Annotated in this window: 21 protein-coding genes and 1 tRNA gene; 15 read left to right on the forward strand and 7 right to left on the reverse strand. The window is 59.9% G+C overall.

Annotated features, from left to right (window positions below):
• Nucleotides 1–8: 8 nt before the first annotated feature.
• Together R3D51_08700 and R3D51_08705 are read right to left on the reverse strand one after the other, a co-directional pair.
• Complete coding sequence (locus R3D51_08700) at nucleotides 9–1,604, reverse strand: glucan biosynthesis protein D (GenBank protein MEZ5899557.1); 1,596 nt, start codon at nucleotides 1,602–1,604, stop codon at nucleotides 9–11.
• 276 nt (nucleotides 1,605–1,880) lie between these two features.
• Entirely contained in the window at nucleotides 1,881–2,456 is a 576-nt protein-coding gene (locus tag R3D51_08705; GenBank protein MEZ5899558.1) for a glutathione peroxidase, read from the reverse strand.
• 665 nt (nucleotides 2,457–3,121) lie between these two features.
• On the opposite strand from R3D51_08705, the gene R3D51_08710 reads away from it, so the two are divergent.
• The 3 genes from R3D51_08710 to R3D51_08720 all read left to right on the forward strand — a co-directional run bounded on the left by R3D51_08710 (nucleotide 3,122) and on the right by R3D51_08720 (nucleotide 5,397).
• Entirely contained in the window at nucleotides 3,122–3,388 is a 267-nt protein-coding gene (locus R3D51_08710; GenBank protein ID MEZ5899559.1) for a hypothetical protein, read from the forward strand.
• A gap of 301 nt (nucleotides 3,389–3,689) precedes the next feature.
• Complete coding sequence (locus R3D51_08715) at nucleotides 3,690–4,784, forward strand: efflux RND transporter periplasmic adaptor subunit (GenBank protein ID MEZ5899560.1); 1,095 nt, start codon at nucleotides 3,690–3,692, stop codon at nucleotides 4,782–4,784.
• Between the two features lie 385 nt (nucleotides 4,785–5,169).
• Nucleotides 5,170–5,397, forward strand: coding sequence for a hypothetical protein (locus R3D51_08720; GenBank protein MEZ5899561.1), 228 nt, complete (start codon nucleotides 5,170–5,172; stop codon nucleotides 5,395–5,397).
• A 42-nt stretch (nucleotides 5,398–5,439) separates the two neighbouring features.
• Here the strand turns inward: R3D51_08720 and R3D51_08725 are convergent.
• Nucleotides 5,440–5,516, reverse strand: a tRNA-Pro gene (locus R3D51_08725).
• A 284-nt stretch (nucleotides 5,517–5,800) separates the two neighbouring features.
• Between R3D51_08725 and copC the strand changes: the two genes are divergently transcribed.
• Nucleotides 5,801–6,178, forward strand: a complete 378-nt coding sequence (gene copC / locus R3D51_08730) for a copper homeostasis periplasmic binding protein CopC (GenBank protein MEZ5899562.1) — start codon at nucleotides 5,801–5,803, stop codon at nucleotides 6,176–6,178.
• The gene (gene copD / locus R3D51_08735; GenBank protein MEZ5899563.1) at nucleotides 6,178–7,077 is read left to right on the forward strand and encodes a copper homeostasis membrane protein CopD; all 900 of its coding nucleotides are present in this window, start codon (nucleotides 6,178–6,180) and stop codon (nucleotides 7,075–7,077) included. The genes copC and copD overlap by 1 nt, the downstream gene beginning before the upstream one ends.
• Before the next feature lie 58 nt (nucleotides 7,078–7,135).
• Here copD and R3D51_08740 read toward each other — a convergent pair whose 3' ends face one another.
• On the reverse strand, nucleotides 7,136–7,567 hold the full coding sequence (locus tag R3D51_08740) for a DUF192 domain-containing protein (GenBank protein MEZ5899564.1): 432 nt from the start codon (nucleotides 7,565–7,567) through the stop codon (nucleotides 7,136–7,138).
• A gap of 102 nt (nucleotides 7,568–7,669) precedes the next feature.
• A complete protein-coding gene (locus R3D51_08745; GenBank protein MEZ5899565.1) occupies nucleotides 7,670–8,269 on the reverse strand; it encodes a cold-shock protein in 600 nt (199 codons plus the stop codon).
• Nucleotides 8,270–8,954: 685 nt separating this feature from the next.
• On the opposite strand from R3D51_08745, the gene gloA reads away from it, so the two are divergent.
• The 8 genes from gloA to R3D51_08785 all read left to right on the forward strand — a co-directional run bounded on the left by gloA (nucleotide 8,955) and on the right by R3D51_08785 (nucleotide 17,983).
• Nucleotides 8,955–9,395: a lactoylglutathione lyase gene (gloA, locus tag R3D51_08750; protein MEZ5899566.1), complete on the forward strand. Its 441-nt coding sequence runs from the start codon at nucleotides 8,955–8,957 to the stop codon at nucleotides 9,393–9,395.
• 38 nt (nucleotides 9,396–9,433) lie between these two features.
• Entirely contained in the window at nucleotides 9,434–10,645 is a 1,212-nt protein-coding gene (locus R3D51_08755; GenBank protein ID MEZ5899567.1) for a TIGR03862 family flavoprotein, read from the forward strand.
• A gap of 168 nt (nucleotides 10,646–10,813) precedes the next feature.
• On the forward strand, nucleotides 10,814–11,617 hold the full coding sequence (locus R3D51_08760) for a phosphoadenylyl-sulfate reductase (protein MEZ5899568.1): 804 nt from the start codon (nucleotides 10,814–10,816) through the stop codon (nucleotides 11,615–11,617).
• Nucleotides 11,614–12,519 carry a sulfate adenylyltransferase subunit CysD gene (gene cysD, locus R3D51_08765; GenBank protein MEZ5899569.1) on the forward strand — a complete coding sequence of 302 codons (906 nt, stop codon included), beginning with the start codon at nucleotides 11,614–11,616 and terminating at the stop codon, nucleotides 12,517–12,519. The genes R3D51_08760 and cysD overlap by 4 nt, the downstream gene beginning before the upstream one ends.
• Complete coding sequence (locus R3D51_08770) at nucleotides 12,519–14,039, forward strand: GTP-binding protein (protein ID MEZ5899570.1); 1,521 nt, start codon at nucleotides 12,519–12,521, stop codon at nucleotides 14,037–14,039. Before cysD ends, R3D51_08770 begins: the two co-directional genes overlap by 1 nt.
• A gap of 153 nt (nucleotides 14,040–14,192) precedes the next feature.
• Nucleotides 14,193–14,996, forward strand: a complete 804-nt coding sequence (locus tag R3D51_08775) for a sulfite exporter TauE/SafE family protein (GenBank protein MEZ5899571.1) — start codon at nucleotides 14,193–14,195, stop codon at nucleotides 14,994–14,996.
• A 480-nt stretch (nucleotides 14,997–15,476) separates the two neighbouring features.
• Nucleotides 15,477–16,937 carry a YcjX family protein gene (locus R3D51_08780; GenBank protein MEZ5899572.1) on the forward strand — a complete coding sequence of 487 codons (1,461 nt, stop codon included), beginning with the start codon at nucleotides 15,477–15,479 and terminating at the stop codon, nucleotides 16,935–16,937.
• On the forward strand, nucleotides 16,934–17,983 hold the full coding sequence (locus R3D51_08785) for a TIGR01620 family protein (GenBank protein MEZ5899573.1): 1,050 nt from the start codon (nucleotides 16,934–16,936) through the stop codon (nucleotides 17,981–17,983). Before R3D51_08780 ends, R3D51_08785 begins: the two co-directional genes overlap by 4 nt.
• A gap of 35 nt (nucleotides 17,984–18,018) precedes the next feature.
• On the opposite strand, the gene mdoH is transcribed toward R3D51_08785, so the two are convergent.
• The gene (gene mdoH / locus R3D51_08790; GenBank protein MEZ5899574.1) at nucleotides 18,019–19,974 is read right to left on the reverse strand and encodes a glucans biosynthesis glucosyltransferase MdoH; all 1,956 of its coding nucleotides are present in this window, start codon (nucleotides 19,972–19,974) and stop codon (nucleotides 18,019–18,021) included.
• A complete protein-coding gene (locus R3D51_08795) occupies nucleotides 19,959–21,581 on the reverse strand; it encodes a glucan biosynthesis protein G (protein MEZ5899575.1) in 1,623 nt (540 codons plus the stop codon). Before R3D51_08795 ends, mdoH begins: the two co-directional genes overlap by 16 nt.
• Nucleotides 21,582–21,815: 234 nt before the next feature.
• Between R3D51_08795 and R3D51_08800 the strand changes: the two genes are divergently transcribed.
• Nucleotides 21,816–22,256, forward strand: coding sequence for a hypothetical protein (locus R3D51_08800; protein ID MEZ5899576.1), 441 nt, complete (start codon nucleotides 21,816–21,818; stop codon nucleotides 22,254–22,256).
• Nucleotides 22,257–22,625: 369 nt separating this feature from the next.
• On the forward strand, nucleotides 22,626–23,849 hold the full coding sequence (locus tag R3D51_08805) for a porin (GenBank protein ID MEZ5899577.1): 1,224 nt from the start codon (nucleotides 22,626–22,628) through the stop codon (nucleotides 23,847–23,849).
• The last annotated feature ends 75 nt before the right edge of the window (nucleotides 23,850–23,924 follow it).

Raw genomic sequence — 23,924 nt, forward strand, 5'->3', positions numbered from 1 at the left:
CAGCGTACTCAGCTCTCAGGAAAGAATTGGTAGATCCAAGTCTCCGTTAGCGTATCGCCGTTGCGGCGAAGGAAAGCGCGCATGTCTACCGGATCGGCGCCTTCGGCTTTGATGTCGAAGAACGCACGCCAACGCTGACGCTGCCCGACCACAGGGTGATTGTAGACGTTGGAGATTTCGCCGCGCGAAGCGGTAACTATCAGCTCGACGCCGTCGTCGCGGCCAAGCCCTTCGAAAGCTCCACCCTGAAAATCGATGACGAACTTGCGCACGCCCGGGGGACGCTTGTGTCCGGGACGCCCGCCCATGCCGGTCCACGTGCCGACGGCGCGTCCAAGCCGTTGAGGAAACGGGATGTCGTCGAGCCAACTCAGCCGATAGCGATAGCGTCTTTTATCGCCTTGCTTGAAAGGTTCAGCCGGCGCCCAGTAGGCAACGATGTTGTCGAAGGTCTCGTCGTCGGTGGGAATTTCCACCAGATGCACCGCGCCATTGCCCCACTTGTCCATCGGTTCGACCCAAACCGAAGGCCGACGCTCGTAGAACACGCCATCATCGAGATAATGAACGAAATCGCGATCACGCTGGAGCAATCCGAAGCCCTGCACATCGTGATCCGCAAATGCGCTGGTGACGACGCGCGGTGGATTGGCGATCGGCCGCCAGATGCGCTCGCCTGCGCCCGTCAGCACCGCAAGGCCATCGCTGTCGTGAATCTCAGGCCGCCAGTCGGCGGACTGCTTGCGGCTTGCCTCGCCATACCAGAACATGCTGGAAAACGGCGCAACACCGAGCCGCTCGATATCCTTGCGAGCAAACAGAACCGCGTCGATTTCCATATTGATGCGATGTATGCCGCGTGCGTCTGTCAACCGATCGGCTGTCATGCGATAGGCGCCAGTGATGCTAGGCCCTTCCAGAAGCGCGTAGATAATCAGCGGCGGCTGGCCGTGCTCTCCGCCCTCCAACCAGTACTGCGAGAAGCGCGGAAACTCTTCTGGAAGGGGCATGGCGGTATCAATCGCGATGCCGCGCGCGGAAAGCCCATACTGATCATAGGGTCCAGACGTCCGGAAATAGGAAGCGCCCATCGCCGCGAACCAGTCCGTCTTGAGATCGTTCGCCATGACGCGGAAGCCGGCGAACCCTGCACCGGTTTTCAATTGATGCGCTGGATGATCGGGTGGAATCTCAAACAGGCTGGCGCTGTAAAGAATTTCGCGCGCGCTGTCGCCTTCGACGACGTGCATCCGCACAGGCTCTTTCGCGTACTTGCCCAGATGAAACATCTGAATAGGGATGCTGCCGTCCGGCTCCAGCCTCACGCTCTTTTCCGGCCGGTAGCGGATGCGCTGATATTGGTCATAATCGATCTGCTGCAAAATGTCGGGCGACGGTATGGCAACGGGCACATACGGCAGCAGGGCTCGCTCGCTGGCGATTTTCTGCAAGCCTTCGAAAGAGAATGCGACTGGATCGCCAAGCTCCGATTTGTCGACGCCGGTCAAGGCGAGCGCTCCTCGCGGATCGAAACCGAGTGCGGCTGCAAGACCCGCAGCCGAAACGCCGAGCGCCTGACGGCGCGTAAACTTCTTATCGGTCATGGCCAGTTCTTATTTTCATTTTCGTATGCTTCGGCCGTGACCGGAGTTTAGAGGCAATCGGCAACGGACCGGCTCTTCAAGGTGCTAAGTCTATCGGTCAGCAGGCTTGTGCTAAAGCAAATCCCGCGCGCGCGCCAGTGGAGGGCCAGTGGTGGGCCGCAAATCAAAAACTCAGCCGCCGAGGCTTGCCGCGACCCGCTGGCAGCATTGAGGCTTTCATCTTGCCACGGGCCAATATTGGCCGCCGCGGCCACTGTGACGCATATCTGCCGAGGTCTATTGCGCAGCAGAGACCTTTTCACCAAGAGCCTGCTCGATTGCTCCCGTGACCTCTGCCGAATTGGGAGCAACGCGAGAAGAAAACGCGCGCAACATGCGTCCGTCCCTGCCAATCAGATATTTGTGAAAATTCCAGGCGGGGGGACCGCCGCCCACCTTGGCAGCCCACGCATAGAACGGATGCGCGCCTTCGCCTTTTACGACCTGCTTTTCAGTTAACGGAAAAGTCACGCCGAACGCGCCCTGACAGAATTGCTTGATCTCGCCTTCGGCCTTGGGTTCCTGCTCACCGAAATCATTGGAGGGCACGCCGATAACGACGAGCCCCTTGTCCTGATACTTGCTCCACAACTCCTGAAGTCCGGCATATTGCTTCGTGAAGCCGCAGAACGATGCCGTGTTGACGACGAGCAGAACTTTGCCGCGCCAATGAGCAAAGTTCATCGGCGTTCCGTCGATGCTTTGAAATGAGAAGTCAAAAGCAGATCCCATCGCGTCCTCCGCTGGTGCGCGAGTGGACGGCGACAGCAGCATGGCAGCTACGGCGAAGGCTGTGGAGAGTTTTTTCTTCATGGCCCGGCGTCCTCGTGGTTTCAATTCTTATTACCACGTCAGAGCGAGGCTGTGATCATCTTGAAGATGCCCGGCGGGGCGGCATGCACGCCCCGACACGGCATCTCTACTTGCATACCGCCGGCCAAATACACTGGCCGGCGTTACGATCCGACCATTACTGGCCGGATACGGTGACGCTGATCGGACCGTGGGTAGCGTCGATCATAAGACCGGCGTTGGCCGCACCTGCGAAAGCAGAAACGGAAAGCAGCGTGGCGAGGATGAACGTCTTCATGATAGTCTCCTGTCTTGGTGAACGTGGTTATCTCGGCTGTGATCAGGATCGTTGCGATCCATGCCCCGAGGTACGCCGCCGTTTGGCTCTTGTTTCGCAGCTCTCGCGTTCGTGTTCGCGGCGCACAACTGCGTGAGACGTTTACGATCGATGTAACAAAGCGGCCCTTGCGGACGTCGCGCGGGCTTTTGCGGCTTGCATAACTGCGCCTGCGGATTAATCTGGACCCGTTGCCAATACCAGTCAGGCACCCTCGGGCGGTCTCGCCGTGACCTGCGCGCACCTGTATCCCACGGAACAGCCCTGGCGCGGGATGAACCCTAAAGTCCTCTCATCGGACACACACAGGGGCCACGGCCCAAACCCAAACCTAAGGAGGATTTAAGCCATGAAGACCTTTACCCAGACCCTCGCCATCGCCGCCGCCATTGCCACCGTTGCCGGCATGTCTTTCGCTCCCACCGCCGCCCAGGCCGGCCGCGGCGGCAAGCAGATCTACATTCAAACCTATGAATTCAAGAAGCCCATGCACGGTTATTCGGGCCATTCGGGCAACTATTATTGTGATTACCAGCGCCTGCCCAACCGCCGCTGCGACGCCAACGGTCAGAACTGCAAGATCGTGAGCTGGACCCTCCAGGAGATCTGTCAGTAGTGATTAACGCCCTCCAATGAACCTCCCCGCCCTTTGAGGCGACAGATCAAGGCCTCGGATCAATCGCCGGGGCCTTGATCTTCTTTGGCGCACCAAACCACGAGAAAGGCATTCGCAAACACAAGGCCGGAGCGTCGAACCGGCTTTTCTTTCCACCGCCGCATCTGATGTTCCGCGCGAAACAGCATCCGCCGCAGGATGCCCCTAAGTTCGACACATCAAGCCCGGCGAGGCCGCCAGGCACCCCAATCACGAGAAGCCGCAAGCTCTGACATTGAGACATCCTAAGGAGGACACTGAAATGACCAACTCAAACAACCAGCCCCGCCCCACGCGCAGCAAGGGCCGTCTGCTTACCAGCGCTCTGGTACTTACGCTCGCCGTCGGCGCTGGCGCATTCGGCGCCGTGACGCTCGGCGTGCCGGAAATGTCTTTCACCGGCTCTGCCAAGGCCGAACCCGCGAAGGCGGCCGTCAACGAGTTGCCTTGGGTCGCCGCAGCGCCCGGCCGCGTCGAACCCAAGTCGGGTCAAGTTCGCGTCGCCGCAGGTATGCTTGGCCGCATCGCTGAGGTTACGGTTTCTGCCAACGATGAAGTCGAAGAAGGCGAGCTGCTTATTCGCCTCGATGATGAAGAAGCCCGCGCGCGGTTGCAGGCTGCGGAAACAGAAGCTGCCTCGCGCAAGCGCGAGCGCGATTCACAGTCTCTCGACAAGGCGCGCGAAGATCTGCGCAAGGCTGAGGACGCTGTTTTCTCTGCAGAACGCCAGGTGACCAACGCACAGTTCGAACTCGAATATGAGTTGCAGTCGAAGCGTTCCGGCACGGGCTCTGCACAAAACGTTTCCGACGCACGCGCCCATCTCAAGAGCGCACGCGCCAAGTTGCGCAAGGAGCGTGCGAACTATGCATCTGCTCAAGCCAAGGCCGACGTTCCCGCACCGAGCCGCATCGAAAGTGCTTTGCAGGCCGCCCGTTCGGATGTGGCCGTTGCCGAAGCGCTGCTTGAAAAGACCCGCATTCGCGCTCCGGTATCGGGCACCATTCTTCAGATGCAGGCCAAGGCTGGCGAAATGGTTGCGCCCTCGCCCGACCAGGTGCTGGCTGTCATCGGCGACATGTCGGTTGTCCGCCTGAAGGCCGAACTCGACGAGATCGACGTTTCGAAGGTGAAGGTCGGTTCCAAGGTCATCGTAAAGAGCAACGCATACCCAGGTCAGGAATTCTCCGGCACCGTCGCCGAGATGGCTCCGACACTGGCCGCACCCAAGGTCTCACTGCGTGGCGCCCGCCGTCCCACCGACGTGGAAGTTCGCGAAGTCACCATCGATTTGGAAGGCGATGTCCCCCTGATCCCTGGAATGCGCGCCGACGCCTTCTTCAAAAAGGTTGATTGACGCGCAGGGCCCGCTCCCCGACGCCCCGCTTGGGGAGCGGGCCGATCTGTCAAAACGGACCTCTCGAACAAGCGATGAAATAAACACGGCGAATTGAACGAACACCAATCCAAGAATTCGAAGCCTCGACGGCGGCTCCTCCTTAGCGCCACATCGACGCTTCGGATAACGGGCGGAGCGAGCGGGAAACAAGCGGGATGCGGCCCCGCTTTCCCCACGCTCCGCCCAACTTCTTTTCATCACCCGCACGGTTGCGCCACCGCGGTCCCCGAGGGGCCGCTTTTTCTTTTTCGCAAGCACCACACGAGACCGCGTGACGTTCATGCGCGCGACCGACAGGAACGCTTCGTCCCGAACTGCGTTGAAACGCCAGGAGGACAAAACCATGACGACACGAGCCTACATAGCGTTTGCGTTGGCTTTGATGGTGAATGCAGTGGTATTCGGTGTCGGCGCTATTACCGTGCTGTCAGTACCCGCCCTGAGCGGCATCGCATCGTATCTGCTTCCCGCAATCATCGCGTTCAGCATCATCACCACGCCGTTCATCAGCTGGCGCTTGGCGCCTAACCTGCGTACCCGACCCGCGCCGACAACACTCCGTCAGCGTTAAGACGGTTTGCAGCGGGCAGTACCGACTCTGAAATTGCCGAATTGGTCGGGGCGACATGATTCGAACACGCGACCCTCTGCTCCCAAAGCAGATGCTCTACCAGGCTGAGCTACGCCCCGACACCACTTTTCGACTTGCGAGTAAGCAGCCGCTTACTACCACTTGCCGACCGGATATCAAACCGTCAATTTGACCCGGGAGTGGCGGTCCTAGGGCGATTTTTTCTAGTGCCGAAACCGCGGGGCAGCCCGCCGCGCGCCCCAGGAACCCCTATCCCGTCTGTTCATTGGTCCCCTCCCGCGCTAGGGTGCCCCCAGTACAGGCCCACCCACGACCTGAAAAGCGCAAGGAGACCTTCCATGCGCGCGGCCACCTCTAACGTTGCACCTGGGATTTAGCCAAAATGTTCTTGCGACGGTTACTCGTTTTTGCGCTGCCCGCGTTGTGCTTGATGAGCGCCTCGGGAGCGGCCCTTGCGCACGCACATCTCAAAGCCTCGGATCCTGAGAAGAATGCGAAGGTCAAAGCCGCGCCATCACATATCTCGCTGACGTTCTCCGAGCCGATCGAACTCAGCTTCAGTGCGGTCACGATCACAGCGCCCGACAAAGCCGAGATCAAGACTGGCGCTCTCTCTCACGGCAAGGAGAGCGACGACCACGTCGTCGACGCACCCGTGACCATCCCTGACACCGCAGGCACGTACTCCGTCAACTGGCGCGTTCTTTCAAAGGACGGTCATAAGATGAAGGGCAGCTATCAGTTCTCGATAGCACCTTGATGGATCCGGCCGAGGTCTTCACGATCCTGCGCGGAGCGATGCTCGCGGCCGGAGCGATATGCTTCGGAACGACGGCGACTTTTCTGTTGTTGAAGCCAGCTCAAAACGTCCCTGCGTTAGAAATGAGATTGCGCGCCGTTCTGCGCGTTGCAGCCGTTATCCTGGGGACTTCGGCAATTCTTGCTCTGCCTGTGCAGACGGCGAACGTGGGTGAAAGCTGGCAGGACGCGCTCTCTCCCGCAACGGTGGAGCTTTTTGCAACGGCGACACAGGTCGGTCGGGCAGCCTTGGTGCGCATGGTGTTGGCTTTGTTGACCGCAGCGATCCTCATAAGCGGACGTGCCAGTCACCGCACGCTCGGATGGGCAAGCCTCATGGCGGGGCTCTTTTTGGCTAGTTTTGCTGCATCGGGTCACGCTGCGATGCACGAGAGCGTCACAGGCACTCTCCATCAGTTCAATCATGTCCTGCACGTGCTGAGCGGAAGCTTCTGGGTTGGCGCGCTGGTCGCCCTGCTCACTGCGGCGTACATCTTGAGAAGGCGGCCATTACAGCAAGAAGCGGATGCCGCCGAGCTTATGCTGTGGCGCTTCTCCCCTGCTGGAGTGATAGCCGTTTGTATCGTCGGGCTGACAGGGGCCATCAACACATGGCTCATCCTCGGCAAAGTGCCGACAGACCTTACCGCATCCTATAACTGCGTATTGTTGGCAAAGATCGCGGCGGTGCTGACCATGCTGGTCTGCGCGTTGTTAAACCGCTTCTACTTTCTACCTCGCGTGTCGCGAACCTCTGGCGCCAATGGTTTGGCTGCGAGCATCACCATCGAAACCGCTCTCGGAGGAATCGTCATCGCCCTGGTTGCGTTGCTTGGAACGCTCGAACCGATGGCAATGTAACACGGCATTGCAGAGGGATGCGCTCCCGCCAGCGCCATCTCCTCGTAGTGCTTGCGCTTTACTTCGCAGCGGTGAATGCAGGATGGCGCACTTTATCGCCTGGTTTGATCCCCAAACGCTCAGCCGCGCCGCCTGCGATTTCCAACACAGCCGATACCGGCCCTTCAGAGGCGATGATGTCTTCAGAAAACGGTTGGGTCCGAGCCGCAATGCGATGGATCGTGCCGTCAGGCCTGATAAAGACCATATCGAGAGGGATGTAGGTGTTGCGCATCCACATGGTGATTTCCTGCTCACGACCGTAAGGGAACAGCATCCCCTCGTTATCTGCGAGCTTGGTGCGGAACATCAGGCCCTTGGCCTTCTCCTGATCGCTATTGGCGACCTCCACCGTAAAGCCGACCAGATCGCCAGTCGCCTTCAGGATATCGAGATGCTCCGTCTGCCCACGCGCGAGCGCACTGGGCGTGATCCAGAAGAAGGCTGCCATGCCGGCCCCCAGGATAACAAAAAGGGCCGCGCGAAAAGCGGCCCTTTTCGAGAAAGTGTTTGCCACGATACGTCTGCCTTTCACGACAGCACAATCGCGCCTTTAGTTGCGCGACGGCAATCCTACCGGCACGCCATCCGGGCGAAGCTCAGCGGCCATACAGCCCTTGCAGCCATAACCCCAGCGCACCTGGACGATCTGCCCCGGCCGAAGTTCGGTGAAACCGAAACGGCGAAGCGTCTCCATGTGGCAGAAGATATCCGGCGTTCCCTCGCCGCGTGTCAAGAAGCCAAATCCGCGGACGCGGTTGAACCATTTGACATAGGCCCGTTCCCAATCGCTCTCGGGCGTCACCACGACGTGGGTGCGCTGAGGAAGTTGAGAGGGATGAATAGCCGTGCTCTCGTCCATGCTGAGAATGCGAAAAGCCTGCATTCCCTTGGGACGTTTGAGCACCTCACATACGACGCGCGCACCTTCATAGGCGGTCTGGAAACCGCCGGCCCTCAGGCACGTCACGTGAAGAAGTATGTCAGGCAGTCCATTATCAGGAACGATGAATCCATACCCCTTGGATGCATCGAACCACTTGATCATTCCAGCAACCTCGAAAACCTCGAGGCCAGCATCATCCAATCGCTCCGATCCACCAATCAACGGTTGATCGAAACCCGGAATTTCCGGGCGCTTGGAGTCCCCCATCATTTACACCCCGCTACTGGGTCTTGAACCTCAAACAATCACTTCTGCACTCGTCGCGGTCCGATGACGTGGGCCTGGAAGAGCCCTCTTCAGATCCAACGCTCGCGAACGCGGCATGTGCGAAGCAAACGGAGAATACCATTCGTTAATGCGTAAGGAAGTCAGATTTTGGCCACGGTTCGCAACGACCTTCCTTCAAGGCTGATGATCCACATTCAAAACACATGTTAAGCCCATGGAACAACGGCCAAAAATCCCGCAAACTTAAAGCCTGAGTATAACCCAAGCTTTCGCATACTTAGGCCGAGTAATTCACAGGTTCGCGAGCTCAAAACGGTGCGAATCGCGCACCTGGGTGATTCGCTTTTATTGCGCGATTCGCGCCCAGATCTTCTGCTTTTGATGCGACCGAGCGGAGCGCTTGAATGACCCGGCCTGAGGAAATCCACAACCCGCAAATCGTCAAGCTGACGCAGCTTGGATGCTGCTGACGACAGCCGCGATCTTGACTGTGGTGCGGGTGCCGCAAGTCAGGATCCCCAATCGACTTAAGGTCCACAACAACGAAGTGTCGCAAGGGCTTGATGAGCCTCTCTTGCCGGGGGCACGCCAAGCGGGTTAGCTCACCTGGAAAGGGTGCCAACCCCACCCGCCCCGGAGCCACATCGATCGGAGACCTCGTACAATGCGCTACCTGCACACCATGATCCGCGTCCGCGATCTGGATCAAAGCCTGGACTTCTATTGCAATAAGCTCGGCATGAAGGAGATCAGGCGCATCGATAACCCCGGCGGCCGGTTTACGCTGGTGTTTCTGGCTGCCCCTGAAGACGAGGCGCGCGCGCAAGCCGAAAAGGCCCCGATGCTGGAGCTGACCTATAATTGGGACGCGGAAGATTACGGATCGGCACGTAACTTCGGCCATCTAGCCTTTGTGGTGGACGATATCTATGCGACCTGCGCCAAGCTGAAAGCTGCCGGCGTTACCATCAACCGTCCGCCACGCGACGGCTATATGGCGTTCGTGCGCTCGCCGGACCTCATCTCTGTCGAGTTGCTCCAGAAGGGCTCTGCGTTGCCGCCGCAAGAGCCGTGGGCATCGATGGCGAATACCGGCTCGTGGTAAACGGGTCCCCAGGCGACCCGCAAGCGAACGCCGCCCTTTTGTCTCGAAACGTCGCGATCGTCGGTGCCGGGCCTGCGGGCTTATTCGCTGCGGAATATCTCACAGGCCAAGGTCACAATGTGACGGTCTATGAGCGGATGGCGTCGCCTGCGCGCAAATTTCTGATGGCAGGGCGCGGCGGCCTGAACCTCACGCACAGCGAGGATTTTCAGACCTTTCTGACACGCTATCACGATCCTGCGGGCCAAATCGTGCGCGCTCTAGCAGCATTTCCGCCGACGCGGCTGATCCAATGGGCGAACGGCTTGGGCGTTGAGACGTTCGTTGGCTCCAGCGGTCGGATCTTTCCCACGGCAATGAAAGCCTCTCCGCTCCTGCGTGCTTGGCTGCAGCGGTTGGGAGACCTCGGTGTCGTTTTGCGGACCGGTTGGAGATGGCGCGGGTTCGGTGCAAAGCCAACCACGTTGAACTTCGACACGCCAGACGGAAAGCAGACCGTTGATACCGACGCTGTCCTGCTCGCGCTTGGCGGGGCGAGTTGGCCGCGTTTGGGCTCTGATGGTGATTGGGTTCACATTTTGGAAGGAACTGGCGTCGCGATTGAGCCGCTTCAGCCCTCCAATTGCGGCGTGCGTATCGCGTGGTCCGATCATATGGCCAAGCACGCAGGCAAACCGCTGAAGCGTATCGCCGTCTCTGTCTGCGGTCACACGAAGAAGGGAGAAGCCCTGATCACGGCATCGGGATTGGAGGGCGGGGCCCTCTACGCACTCTCTCCTTATATCCGCGATGGCCTGCAGGCAGGCCCAGCGCGCGTTACACTCGACCTGCGCCCCGACCTCAGCTCGGACAGCCTGACCCACAACCTCTCCGTCGCACCGCCGAAATCGACTTGGACCAACCTGCTGCGTAAGGCTGCCAGCTTAAGTCCCGCCGCAGCAGCGCTCGTAAGAGAAGCCGGTCCCGTACCTCGTGACGCCGCGACCCTTTGTGCGCGGATCAAGAACGTACCCTTGACCGTTACGGACCTCGCTGGCCTTGAACGCGCGATCTCGACAGCCGGCGGCATTGCTGCCGCATCATGCGACGAGGCTCTGATGCTGACCGCTCTGCCAGGGGTGTTCGCGGCAGGCGAAATGCTTGACTTTGACGCCCCCACGGGCGGTTATCTGATCCAGGCCGCATTTGGCTCGGGGCTCCACGCCGCCAAGGGCCTGAACGCTTGGGTTACACGCCCAAAAGCTCGATGACGGCAAGGATTGACGCAGCAGGCCCGCAAGCACATTCCTCGGCAGCAAAAAACGAGAAAAAATTCCATTGCAAGCCGTCATCTGGAATAAAATTCCGTTTTTATTTACCGAACCCCCTTCCATGTGGAATGGTCTCCCACTAGGTTTCAGCCGACCCGGAGGAGACTCATGACACTGATCGATCGCCCCGCTGCCGCCGTGGCACGCGCGGATAAAGCTGTTGGCGGCAATCTCGCCGAAGCCGATGCTGTCGCGTTAGCTGAACGGCTCGATGCGCTGTTGCGCGACCTGCCGACACTGGAAGCACGCATCGACGCCATCTCCGAGTTCATACCCGGCCGCATCGCCTTTTCGTCCAGCCTTGGCATCGAAGACCAAGCCATCACCCACGCTATCGCGACCCGCGAAGCCAGGGTCGATGTCTTCACGCTCGACACCGGCCGGCATTTTCCAGAAACGCTCGAAACGCTTTTCGAGACCGAGGGCCGCTACGGCATCAAGATCCGGGTTGTGTTTCCCGACGCAAAGGAGGTTGAAGACCTCGTTGCGGAAGACGGGATCATGGGCTTTCGCTATTCGATCGACGCGCGCAAAGCCTGCTGCGAAATCCGCAAGGTGCGCCCGCTGAACCGCGCGCTGGAAGGCGCATCGGCCTGGATCACGGGACTGCGCCGCGAGCAATCCCAAGGCCGCGCCGAAGTGCCGTTTGCCATCTACGACCCTCTTCAGAAACTGATCAAGCTCAATCCTATTGCCGACTGGTCCTTGCAGGCACTCGAAGAGTACGTGTCCGCAAACAAGGTTCCGGTGAACCCGCTGCACGCGCAGGGCTATCCCTCCATCGGGTGCCAGCCGTGCACACGTGCCATCAAACCCGGCGAAGACATCCGCGCGGGCCGCTGGTGGTGGGAGAATGAAAACGCTAAGGAGTGCGGCCTGCACGCCCGCAACGACAAAGGATCGCGCGTATGACCGCGTCACCTTCACATCTCGATTTGCTGGAAGCCGAAAGCATCCACATCTTCCGCGAGGCTGCTGCCCAGTTCCGCAAGCCGGTGTTGATGTATTCGATCGGCAAAGACTCGACGGTTCTGCTTCATCTTGCGCGCAAAGCGTTTTGGCCTCAAAAGCCGCCCTTTCCGCTTCTGCACGTCGATACGACGTGGAAGTTTCGCGACATGATCGCTTTCCGCGACAAGACGGCGGCAGATTTCGGGCTCGACCTGATCGTTCATACCAATGAGGATGGGATCAAACGCGGCATAAATCCAATCGATCACGCGCCCTCCATCCACACTGATGTTCTCAAGACCCAGGCGCTGAAGCAGGCACTCGACAAGTACGGGTTCGATGCAGCCTTCGGCGGCGCGCGTCGCGACGAAGAGGCCAGCCGCGCCAAGGAGCGCGTCTTCTCGTTCCGCGCTTCCGGCCATCGATGGGATCCGCGCAAGCAGCGCCCGGAGATGTGGCGGCTGTTGAACGGACGGCTCGGCACTGGCGAAACCGTGCGCGTGTTTCCGATGTCCAACTGGACCGAGAAAGACGTATGGCGTTACATCCTGCGTGAAAAGCTCGACGTCGTGCCGCTTTATCTCGCCAAGGAACGTCCCGTCATCGAACGCAACGGTCAGCTGCTCATGCAGGACGATGACCGCTTGCAACCGAAGGACGGCGAGAAGGTCGTGATGCGCAAGATCCGTTTTCGCACACTCGGATGCTATCCGCTCACCGCAGCGATCGAGAGCGACGCCGACACATTGGAAAGCGTCGTCGCCGAGACCATCAACGCGCAGACTTCCGAGCGTGTCGGACGGTTGATCGACCACGATCAGGCCGGCGCCATGGAGAAGAAGAAACAGGAAGGCTATTTCTGATGTCGGCTCTTGCGCTCGTTCCAAAATCCGCTGCTCCCGCCGAGCCTGCTCATGCCTTCCATCGCGACCTCAACGGCATCGTGCACCTGCTCACCTGCGGTTCGGTCGACGACGGCAAATCAACGCTGATCGGACGGCTGCTTTGGGATGCTTCGGACCTCTATGAAGATCAGCGCGAGAACGTTCGCCGATCCGGCCGCAAAGCTGCAGGCACCGACCTTCCGGATTTTTCCATGTTGCTCGACGGCCTTGTTGCCGAGCGCGAGCAGGGCATCACGATCGACATTGCGTGGAAGTACTTCGATACCGATACGCGCCGCTTCGTCATCATCGACAGCCCCGGTCACGAGCAATACACGCGCAACATGGCGTCGGGTGCATCACATGCGGATGTCGCCATTCTCCTTGTCGATGCGCGCGCGGGCGTCAAGAAACAGACCCGCCGTCACGCCGCCATCCTTGATCTTGTCGGCGTGAAGCGCGTCGTCCTTGCCGTCAACAAGATGGACCTGGTCGACTACTCCGAAGACGTATTCAAGAAGATCGAAGCCGACTTCCGCACACTTTGCTGGAAATTCGGATTTTGGGAAGCGATCGCCATTCCGCTCTCAGCCGTATTTGGCGACAACGTTTCCACGCGCACGTCCTCTATGCCCTGGTACAAGGGCGACACGCTCCTGGAGCATCTGGAAAAAGTGCCAAGCCACGGCACCGCCTTCGACGGCGTGTTCCGCCTTCCTGTGCAGACCGTTTTGCGCGACGGGCGCGATTTTCGCGGACTGGCCGGAACCGTGTCATCGGGCGAGGTCAAGGTTGGCGACGAGCTGACGGACGTGCTCTCGGGCGAAACGGCAAAGGTGATCCGGATCGCCACAATGGACGGCGACTTGCCAAGTGCACAGGCCGGGCAGGCGGTGGCGCTGCAGCTCGATCATGACATCGACGTTTCACGCGGCGCCGTCATGGCGCGTACCGACGCCAAGCCTGTCGCAGCCAACACGATCGAAGGCCGCTTTGTGTGGCTTTCGGAAACTTCGTTCGATCCGCGCGCCGGTTATCTTCTGCGCACAGTCACCGACCTCATTCCTATCTCCAACATCGAGATCAAGGCGCTCCTTGATCTTGAGACCATGTCGTCTCATCCTGCATCGACATGCTCGGTCAACGACATTGCCATCGCAAAGATCTCGCTTGGCCGGCCTGCCGCCATCGACGTTTTCACCGATACTCCTGAAACCGGTACGCTGATGATCGTCGATGCTGTCACAGGCGCGTCGATTGCAGGTGGCATCGCCTCAAGCGTTACAGCCAAGGCGGAAGCGCTGGTCGATGGCCACTTCATCCTTACGCGCGAAATGCTGGCTAACGGACTTTGTCGCGACCTCTCGTTGAGCCCGGCAGACCGTGAAGAATTCACGCGACGCGCCAATGAAGCAGCAATCCTGCTGCGTGCAGCCGGTGTAGCCGTCGCCATAGAGCCGCCTCCCCCCGTCGATGACGGCATGGATCCGGGCATCTGATGCGAAATCTCTGCTCACGATCAGCGCAGCCTGCGTTGTCGTTCGGCTCGCTCTGCAACCGCTTCTCGTTGCATTGCATTGACCAAACTGATTGCGCGCGCTGAAAAACTCCCCTAACCAAGTTGCCATCCAGAAACGAGCCGCCAGAGCCACATGCTAGACACTTCACTCATCGAGCTTTGGCCCATCGTCATCGCGGGCGGATTCGTCGTCGGTTTCCTCGTCGGCATGACGGGCGTCGGCGCCGGCTCGCTGATGACGCCGTTTCTCATTTCGCAGGTCGGCCTGTCGCCGTCGCTCGCCGTGGGCACCGATTTGCTGTTTGCCGGTTTGACCAAGGCGACGGCCGCCGCGCGCCATCACTCTTTGAACAACGTCGACTGGCCAATCGTTCGCTGGCTCGCCCTCGGGAGCGTCCCCGGCGCTATCGCGATGCTTCTCCTGCTGGGCTACCTGAAGCCCGACGTGGAGGCCATTTCGCGTTTCATTAAGGGTAGCCTTGCTGTGACACTTGTTTTCAGCTCCCTTGCCATAGCGCTCTATCCACTGCTGGCCCGAGGAAAGTTGCAGATAAACGGCGACCATGCCGAAACGCCGGTCCGCCCACTGCCGACTTTCCTGCTCGGTCTAACCATCGGAGCGATGGTGACATTGACCTCCGTGGGGGCAGGTGCCATCGGCGTCGTGGTTCTGTCTGCGCTTTATCCGCGGCTTATCACACGGCGGCTGGTTGGCACCGACATCGTCCATGCTATTCCGCTGACGTTGATTTCCGGCGCGGGTCACGCGAGCATGGGCAACGTCAACCTGCTGTTGCTCGCCATGTTGCTGGCAGGTTCGATACCCGGCATCGCGCTCGGCGCTCGGCTGACCGGTAGATTACCGGACTGGATGCTGCGGACGGCACTCGCCATCGTGCTCATGATCGCTGCCTATCAGCTCTACCAGAAAATTTAAATCTAACCTCGCGCGCCGCCGTGTGGCCGTTTCAGCCCACCGGCAGCAAATCGCACAAAAGTGCCCACGCACGCGACAAAGTGCGCATGGGTTCAGCTATTATTCGCCCAGATTGCGCCCCTCTGGCTGAGCCAGATGAACAACAGATGAATTGCGGCTTCAGTCTTCGTTCAACGCCGCAGGTGTAATGTACCTTCAATTCCTGATGCCTCTGGTGGCCCGACGGGTCGCTACACATCGACTCCAGGAGTGGGTCATGCCTGAATTTGTTAGAAGCGGCGTAATAGTTCTGATGGGTATTACCGTCATCGCCGCCGGTATCTTGGTCGTTTTTGTTACCTGAACGCAAGGTGGCCGGTTGCGCCATCAACGGGACGCGGCTCTTGAAGAACCGCTCCTGCGGCAACCTTGCCGTCACCCTCGACATACGCCACTTAAGGGGGACCCTACGGTTCCCCTTTTGCTTATTGGCTCGCATCCTTGAACCCCTCGCTCTCAACCTCCCAGCTGCCCGATCTGTTGCAGGACGCACGTACACTCATCGCGGACTACCTGACACCATCGGTTCGCCTCGGCGTGACCGGCCTTTCGCGCTCGGGCAAAACAGTCTTCATCACCGCGCTGGTGCGCAATCTGACGGCGGGTGGGCGTCTGCCCTTTTTCACGCCAGACGCGGAAGGAAGGATAGTACGCGCCTATCTGGAGCCGCAGCCCGATGACGCCGTACCGCGCTTCGACTACGAGGCTCATATGGCGCATCTGGAAGCCGTTCCCCCGCGCTGGCCGGACAGCACCCGCCGCGTCTCGGAGTTGCGCGTCACCATCGAGTATCTGTCAGGCTCTATGCTGAAACGATTGCTGGGCGTCTCGAAACTCCACCTCGATATCGTGGACTACCCTGGCGAATGGCTCATCGACCTGCCGCTTCTAACCCAAAGCTATGCTGAGTTTTCCCAAGAGGCGCTTGCGCTGGCGCGCGATCCACGCCGTGCCGAGCGCGCCAAGCCCTTACTCGATTTTCTGGCCGGAACCGATCCCGCGGGCGTGGCCGACGAGGCCATCGCCCTTCACGGCGCGCAGCTGTTTACAGCCTACCTACGAGCCTGCCGGGAAAAAGAGACACAATCGACGCTCGCTCCGGGACGTTTCCTTATGCCGGGAGACCTCGACGGCTCGCCGCTGCTAACATTCTTTCCGATGCCTCTTACCATGCAAAGCGCGCCCCCGCGGGGCTCACTGGCGGCGATGATGATGCGGCGCTACGAGAGTTACAAGGCGGAGGTAGTGCGCCCGTTCTTCAACGATCACTTCTCGCGCATCGACCGCCAGATTGTCCTCGTCGATGTCCTTGGCGCGCTTAGCCAGGGCGCCGACGCCGTGCGTGATCTCGACCGCGCCATGGAAGGCGTGTTAAAGGCGTTTCGTCCCGGCGTGAACAGTTGGCTGTCGATGATCATGGGGCGACGTATCGAGAAGGTGCTGTTTGCTGCAACCAAAGCAGACCATCTGCCAGCTTCCAGCCACGACCGCCTTGCCGCGTTGTTGAAACTGATCGTCGAAGAAGCTACCAGCCGTGCTGACACCGAAGGCGCTGGCACAAATTCGCTCGCGCTTTCGGCCTTGCGCGCGACACGCGAGACCACCGTCAAAAGCGGATCGCAGTCGCTGCCATGCCTGAAAGGGATCCCGTTGGCGGGTGAGCGCATTGGCGATCACGTTTACAACGGCATCGACGAAGCCGCGATCTTTCCAGGAGACTTGCCCGCCGATCCGCGTGCCGCGCTCGATGCGGCGCGCATGGCGAACGCGGCCTCTTTCCAGCTGGTGCGCTTTGAGCCGCCGCGCATAAAATCCCCAGGAACTGACGTCGCAACGCCAGCCCTCCCCCACATCCGTCTCGACCGCGCGCTCGATTTCCTGCTTGCGGAGGATCTCGCATGACGAACGCCGATGGCCCCGCGCACGACAAGCCGCGTGCCCCGCGCGCGTTCCGCATCGACGATCCTGCCGTCGCTGATGCGCACGAAGAAGTGTTGCCCGCAGACGCCGACATAACTTCACGACGCGCCCCAGTCGTCGTGCCCCGCGGCTTGACGCGCAGCGATCTAGCGCGCGGCATCCGCTGGGGCAGCATCATGCTGTCAGCGATGGCGGCCCTTGCATCGCTGGCCGCAGGGTTGTGGTTCACCCGCTTCGTCACGGTTGCACTAGAACGCCAAGACTGGATCGGCTGGATGGCCTTCGGCCTGATGAGCCTGGCCGCATTTTCGGCCGTGGTCATCGTGCTGAAGGAACTGTGGGGCTTGCGCCGGTTAGCGCGGCTGGAGCGAATGCGCAAAGCGATCCGCCAGGTTCAGGACTCCGGCGACATGGCCCGCGAACGCGCAACAGTGAGGGAACTCGCGCGCCATTATTCAGGTCGCCCCGATCTCAAGTGGGGGTTGGCGCGATTGAAGGAACATGCAGGCGACGTGCACGCCCCTGGCGATTTGTTGCGTCTGGCAGATCGCGAACTACTCGCTCCCATCGATGAGGAGGCCCGGCGCGTCGTGCTTCGAGCCTCAAAGCGTGTGGCAACCGTGACCGCGCTTTCGCCGATGGCTTGGATCGCCATGGGCTACGTGATGGTCGAGAACGTGCGCATGTTCCGCGCGCTTGCGACCCTTTACGGCGGCCGGCCGGGTCTGATGGGCGCACTAAGGCTGGGACGCATGGTGGTGACCCACATCATCGCCACCGGCGGACTTGCAATGACGGACGACCTGTTGGGACAATTTCTAGGTCAGGACGCTCTGCGGCGTTTGTCGCGGCGATTGGGCGAAGGCGCGTTCAACGGTGCGCTGACAGCACGCCTCGGCGTAGCGGCTATCGAAGTGACACGGCCCGCACCCTTCCTCGATGCCGAACCTGTGCGGGTGCGCGAGATCTTTTCCGAACTCATGCGCTCGCTGCGCTCCGGCCTAACGACAAACGCCCCCACGCAGTAGCGCGAGCGCGTTTGCCCGGAAATGATCACAAGCGATCAGGCCGCTGCTGCGGCAGACAGCGCTTCGGTATCGTTGGCTGGCATCAATCGCTGACGCCAGACATCAGCTGCCTTCTCCACATCGACGATGATCTGAGGCGGCGCAATTTCTTCGCGCGTCGCCAGCGCCCAGCGTGAAAAGGCGCCCACGGGACGTGCCGTCAACCAGCTCACCGGGCCCGCGAGGAGAAGACCGGCCACGACGGGTGCCATCCAAACTAGCAGGCCGGGCGAAACCTTCCACGCGATGGCGGCAACGAGCGCACCAATAAGCGTGTGCAGGCGCGCAAATTTCATCGCGTCAGAAAAGCTGAGAGCCCCATCGTCACGCTTCTGCGCCTTCCAACCGGAATCGAGTCCGGCGAAAATTTGGATGGCTCCGACTGTCTGCGTGATCATGAGGATCGGTGCAATCAACATCGAATAGATGGTTTCGTAGAACACACCAACCGTGCTCCGCAGGGCATGCATGGGGCTGCCTTGAATGCGCGCACGCTTCAACTCCAGCAACAGGCCGAGCAGCTTCGGCAGAAACACCACGGCAAGGGTCGCCATGAAAAGCCGCAATGCAGCACCCGGATCAATCACTGGCCAAATTGGAAACAGCGTCTTTGAGTCTTCGAAATAGCTCGGGATGAACTGGCCGCCCTGCAGCGCGAGCACCATGCCGACAACCAGTGACAACGCCCAAATGCCGGAGATCAGGTAAGAGGCAGCCCCCATACCCAGATGCACACGGCCCATAGGGGTGAGGCCAGCCTGACCGACAATAGCAAGATGCTGAAGATTGCCTTGTGCCCAGCGTCTGTCACGCACGACCACATCCACGATGTTGGGCGGCTGACCTTCATACGAGCCTTCGATGGTGGGCATCATATGTACACCCCAGCCCGCACGCTGGAGAAGAACCGCCTCCACGAAGTCGTGAGACAGAATATGCCCGCCAAACGGCTTTCGCCCGGAAAGCTCAGGCAGTCCCGCTGAGGACGCAAAAGCCACGGTACGGATGATGGCGTTGTGACCCCAGTAGTTGCCCTGGTCGCGATGCCAGAATGCAATGCCCGAGGCTACCGAGGGGCCGTACACAGACGATGCGAATTGCGTAAGATGCTGGAGAAGCGTGCGGCCGCCCACGAGACGAGGTACGGTCTGGATCAAGCCAGCTCTCTGCTCGTCCTCCATGGCTCCGGCAAGCGCAATCAACGTTTCCGCCGACATGACGCTGTCGGCATCCAAGATCACGAAGTGATCGTAAGCAGCGCCAAAACGCTCGATCCAATCGGCGATGTTGCCTGCCTTGCGATGGGTATTGTCGCGCCGGCGTCGATAGTAGAAGTTGATCTTATCCTCAATCGCCGATTTCAGCCGACTATACGCAACGTCCTCGCGCGCGCCATCCTCAGGCCCGCGCGTATCGGACAGCACGAAAATATCGAACGCGCCTTGGGGCGCAAGACGATCAAGGGCGGACGCCATCGCTTCGATCGTGCCCGCGATCCGAGATGGATCTTCGTGATAGACCGGAAAGAGCAACGCGGTCCGCGTCACCAGCGGACGAGATGTCTTGCGCGGGGTGATTGTGGCTGCATCCTCTCCGGCAAACAATGGCAGAAAACCGAGCGCTGCACTGAGAGAACCCAACGCGATCCAGCCGAAGGCGATTGTCGACAAAACCAGGAACACGAACTGAAGCGGTGTCATCTGACCGAAGGCCAGAATGGAGAATAGCTCTGATGCAAACGCAGCCGTGAGCACGCCAGCGCCGACGAAGATCGCCGACCTGGGAACCCAATAACCCCGCCGTCGCGGCTCGGCCGCACGCGCGATGGTTTGCGAGAAGTCCTGCTCTGGCATGAGCAGTGGTGCAGGCTCCGGCAAATTAGCGAACCCCACGTCGTGAGCCTCTCTGACGGGGAGCGATCCTTTGAAGTTCTCGTTTACGGCTTCGTCCATCGGTACATCCAGCTTTCCGAGATCCACTGATCCCCCGCCTTCAATGCGCACCTCAACTCAACGAGTTCAGCCCCGTCCGGGTTCAATTCAAAACTGACCCGAACGCCTGATACTTCCGGATTCTTCTGCACAACGACGTTCGCAACCTGCCCGGTGCTGTTGGTCAGATCGCAAACCGGCATGTCCCGCAAATCTTTTACGGCCGGACCCGTAAAATCTATGACAAACAGTGTCTTATCAGCTTCTTTGGCCTTTCCGACGCGGGTGGCGTCAACCCAGGCTCCGCTCCACGCGGCTGGCACCGCCTCACCCCAATTGAGCCGGTAAGAAAAATCGTACTGCGTCTTTCCTTCCAGCCCCTTCGCGGGCTTCCAGAAGACGACGATGTTGTCGTGGATCTCGACGTCCACGGGAATTTCGATCAGCTCAATGACGCCTTCGCCCCAGGCACCCTTCGGCTCCACCCAAACCGTGGGCCGATGCTCATAGTGCGCCTCCAGATCTTCGTATCCGTGAAAGTTGCGCTTGCGCTGCGCCAGTCCGAAGCCTTTGGGATCCTTGTCCACGAACGCGCTGATCTGAAGTGTCTTGTGATTTATGAGGGGACGCCACAGACGCTCGCCGCCACCATTGAGGACTGCTAGGCCGTCGCTGTCGTGCACGGCAGGACGGAAATCGTTGAACCGCCGGAGATTGGCCGGGCTGAAAAGGTACATGCTCGTGAGCGGTGCGTACCCGATGTGGGGAATGCCCTTTCGCGTAAACAGCGTCACGTCAACGTCCATGATGGTGGATTCGCCCGGCTGAATAATGAAACGATAGGCACCAGCAACAGACGGGCTGTCGAGAAGCGCGTGAACCACGATGCCGGGTTGGCCGGGTGTCGGCTTCTCAATCCAAAAGCCGCGGAAGTACGGAAACTCCTCGCCGCCCGCTCGGGCCGTGTTGATCGCAAGGCCGCGTGCAGAGGCGCCATAGTTTTCTCCGCGTCCAACGGCGCGCAAATAGCTCGCGCCCTGAAAGACGACGTACTCATCAAGATAGTCGGCGCGATTGATCGGCCCGTGGATACGGAACCCGGAAAAGCCGAAGGGCGCATTGTCGGGCGCCGCCTTACCCACAAGCGGGCCAAGCGTGAACAGATGATTGTCGGCGGTCAGCTGGCGCGCCTCGCCGTTTTCGACGACCCAAATTTCGACAGGAACGTCATAGAGCCAGCCAAGCGGGAAAAGCTGGATCTCCGTGTCAAGTTTCTGTCCCCGCCAGATAGCCTGGTCGGGCTTAAACCGGATATCGCGGTATTGGTCGTAGGAAAGCTTGTTAAACGGCTCAGGCAGCTCGACCGATGTCAGCGAATAGTCGCTGGCAGCGAGCTTGCGGGCCAGCTCTTTGATCTCATCGGCCGAAAAAGGCTTCTTGGCCGGCGGCTCAGCTGGCGTGCCCGCAGCAGGCTCATCGGCGCGCGCCTCGCCGACGAACGTCGCGCCAAATTGGGCAAGTTCGCGCACCACACCCATTGCCGCCGCCCATCCGAGCGCCGAAGCCAGGACCGCGCGCCGGTCCGTCCCCAGTTCATGCATGTCGTCTGCTGCCACCTTCACCGACATTGGCGGTTGCCGGAAACCTGATCCTTTTGGTGCAGGTCCTCTAATAGCATCACCCCATGCTGCAGTGCATAACAAACGAATGTGGCGTTTTTTCTCATGGCTCTAAGGTGTTGCACGCAAGTCGCCTCCGCTAGAGGTCTGCCAAAAAGACGCGGGGGCGTGATGGAGAAGTCTTCAGGGTGCGCTATAGGTGGGCCCCGCGAGGGTTTGCATAACTAGTGTCAGGAGTATCCCGTGGGCGGTCCGTCGGAAGAGGCGCTCATCCAGGCCATCATGGATGTGCGCAGCCAAATCGACTTCCTGTGGCAATTCTTCGTATCGGTGCACATCGCCATTTTTGCGCTGCTCTTCCTGTACGACCACGCCGTCGAGTCCCTCAGCACCGTGGCCAAGGCTCTCGCGGGAGCCGGAATCGCAGCGTTCGAATGGATCAACGGGAATGCCTTGGTCTCAGCTTATACTCTGCTCGACGCTATGCACGAGCAATATCGCCTAACGTATGGGCAGGCCACTCGGTTCCACTATGCCTTCTACGAGAAATTCGTTCTGGCGACGTTCCAGTCGCGGCCCTCTATGGTTTTGGTGACCCATTCTACGGCGCTCGTGATAGTGCTGCTGGCGTTCGCCTCGCGACGTTTTATTCAGAGCAAACCGCGCAATCCAGAGGCACACTGAAAAGGCCTAAAACACCAGATTGTGGATAACCAATCTTCCGTTTCGTGAGAAATCATCTCAACATACTTATATTGTTCAACAATTTTATCCACAATCGGTCGTAGTTTTTGCGTCACGCGACAGTTGCAATGCTGCGGATGGCATCTGGCTTTAGTTTCGCACCCGCCGACCTTTCGCTAGATTGATGCCTCGTTGGACGATTCGGGAGGCCATCCGGATCCCGACGAAACGGCCGGCAATCCCCCCGGAAAGCCGACCCTAAGACAGCGAAAGGGAACTCAAGAGGGGAGTACCGTCCCGGACCCAAGCGGCGCGTAACCAGCCGCTCCGGAAACGGATTTCAGTCTTAGTGACGCGGAGTTTGAGTGAATGTGGAAGTTGCATTTGAGTGCGCTGGCGGTCGCAGGACTGCTGGCGGGGGGTCTCTCGTCCGGCGCTACAGCCGCTGACTTTGGCGGAGACTGCTGCGCAGACCTTGAAGAGCGCATCGCCGAACTCGAAGCCACCGCGGCGCGGAAAGGCAACCGTAAGGTTTCCCTGACCATCTCAGGCTGGGTCAACCAGCAGGTGACTTGGTGGGATGACGGCGCCGAAAGCAACGTCTACGTGCACGACATCGGCTCGACGCTGGGCAGCAACGTCCGCTTCTCGGGACAAGCCAACTTCTCGCCCGGCTGGTCCGCAGGCTATGTCCTCCAGATCGAGGCCATGAGCGCCGACGGCCTGACCCTTAACCAAAACACCGACAACGGCACCGCGGGCTTTGGACCGGTGCAGGTCTATCAATCCTATTGGTTCATCAAGAGCGAGACGCTCGGCAAGCTGTCGGTCGGCAAGCTCTCACAGGCGTCTGATAACGCGGCCATGCTCGTCGACGGCTCCGGTTCTCTCGTTCCGGCCAACTGGGTCGCCTTCGATGCCAACGGCTTTTTCGTCCGCAACGCGACGACTGGCTTGCTCTCCAACATCACCTGGGGCCAGGCTGGCGGCTGCACCTGGGGCGACTGCAACGGCGTCCCGCTCAATGCGGTGCGCTACGACACGCCCACTTTCGCCGGGTTCTCTGCCTCCGCCTCTTGGGGCGAGGATGACTTCTGGGATGTCGCGGCGCGCTACGCCGGTGAACTTGCTGGCTTCCGCATAGCGGCTGTCGGCGCCTACTCAGAGAGCGATGACTTAGGTGTTCAGGGCTCCAACGGCATCGACACCACCAAATACATCCAGGCCGGGCTCTACATTCAGCACATCGGCACCGGCCTATTCGGCCTCGCCAACTGGGGTAACTTCGACTCCGATGAACCGGGCTTCGACGCCTCCACGACTTGGTACTTCAAGGGCGGTCTGCGGCAGCGCTTTTCAGCGCTCGGACATACGGTGTTCTATGGCGAATATCTGACGAATAACGACGGCGCCAACACCGGATCGGATATGCACGTTTGGGGTCTTGGCGCGGTTCAGGAGATCGACGCCGCCGCTATGTCGATCTGGGTGAAGTACCGTCACGCTAGCGCCGACAACCTTATAGACGGGGGCACCACCATCGCCGCCGACGACTTCCAGTGGGTCGGCGTCGGCGCGCTGATCAACTTCTAACTAAGAGACGTTCCCTACAAAAACTTCCCGTCCCCAAGCAGGCCGCCTCTCCCCCGAGGCGGCCATTTTTTTCCC

It is taken from the genome of Hyphomicrobiaceae bacterium, assembly GCA_041397645.1.
Classification (GTDB): Bacteria; Pseudomonadota; Alphaproteobacteria; order Rhizobiales; family Hyphomicrobiaceae; genus Hyphomicrobium_B.

What these genes read in the sequence shown, in the direction of transcription:
- R3D51_08700 (MEZ5899557.1), bottom strand. Translation starts at nt 1,604, where the DNA reads ATGACCGATAAGAAGTTTACGCGCCGTCAGGCGCTCGGCGTTTCGGCT.
- R3D51_08705 (MEZ5899558.1), bottom strand. Translation starts at nt 2,456, where the DNA reads ATGAAGAAAAAACTCTCCACAGCCTTCGCCGTAGCTGCCATGCTGCTG.
- R3D51_08710 (MEZ5899559.1), top strand. Translation starts at nt 3,122, where the DNA reads ATGAAGACCTTTACCCAGACCCTCGCCATCGCCGCCGCCATTGCCACC.
- R3D51_08715 (MEZ5899560.1), top strand. Translation starts at nt 3,690, where the DNA reads ATGACCAACTCAAACAACCAGCCCCGCCCCACGCGCAGCAAGGGCCGT.
- R3D51_08720 (MEZ5899561.1), top strand. Translation starts at nt 5,170, where the DNA reads ATGACGACACGAGCCTACATAGCGTTTGCGTTGGCTTTGATGGTGAAT.
- copC (MEZ5899562.1), top strand. Translation starts at nt 5,801, where the DNA reads ATGTTCTTGCGACGGTTACTCGTTTTTGCGCTGCCCGCGTTGTGCTTG.
- copD (MEZ5899563.1), top strand. Translation starts at nt 6,178, where the DNA reads ATGGATCCGGCCGAGGTCTTCACGATCCTGCGCGGAGCGATGCTCGCG.
- R3D51_08740 (MEZ5899564.1), bottom strand. Translation starts at nt 7,567, where the DNA reads ATGGCAGCCTTCTTCTGGATCACGCCCAGTGCGCTCGCGCGTGGGCAG.
- R3D51_08745 (MEZ5899565.1), bottom strand. Translation starts at nt 8,269, where the DNA reads ATGGGGGACTCCAAGCGCCCGGAAATTCCGGGTTTCGATCAACCGTTG.
- gloA (MEZ5899566.1), top strand. Translation starts at nt 8,955, where the DNA reads ATGCGCTACCTGCACACCATGATCCGCGTCCGCGATCTGGATCAAAGC.
- R3D51_08760 (MEZ5899568.1), top strand. Translation starts at nt 10,814, where the DNA reads ATGACACTGATCGATCGCCCCGCTGCCGCCGTGGCACGCGCGGATAAA.
- cysD (MEZ5899569.1), top strand. Translation starts at nt 11,614, where the DNA reads ATGACCGCGTCACCTTCACATCTCGATTTGCTGGAAGCCGAAAGCATC.
- R3D51_08770 (MEZ5899570.1), top strand. Translation starts at nt 12,519, where the DNA reads ATGTCGGCTCTTGCGCTCGTTCCAAAATCCGCTGCTCCCGCCGAGCCT.
- R3D51_08775 (MEZ5899571.1), top strand. Translation starts at nt 14,193, where the DNA reads ATGCTAGACACTTCACTCATCGAGCTTTGGCCCATCGTCATCGCGGGC.
- R3D51_08785 (MEZ5899573.1), top strand. Translation starts at nt 16,934, where the DNA reads ATGACGAACGCCGATGGCCCCGCGCACGACAAGCCGCGTGCCCCGCGC.
- mdoH (MEZ5899574.1), bottom strand. Translation starts at nt 19,974, where the DNA reads ATGGACGAAGCCGTAAACGAGAACTTCAAAGGATCGCTCCCCGTCAGA.
- R3D51_08795 (MEZ5899575.1), bottom strand. Translation starts at nt 21,581, where the DNA reads ATGTCGGTGAAGGTGGCAGCAGACGACATGCATGAACTGGGGACGGAC.
- R3D51_08805 (MEZ5899577.1), top strand. Translation starts at nt 22,626, where the DNA reads ATGTGGAAGTTGCATTTGAGTGCGCTGGCGGTCGCAGGACTGCTGGCG.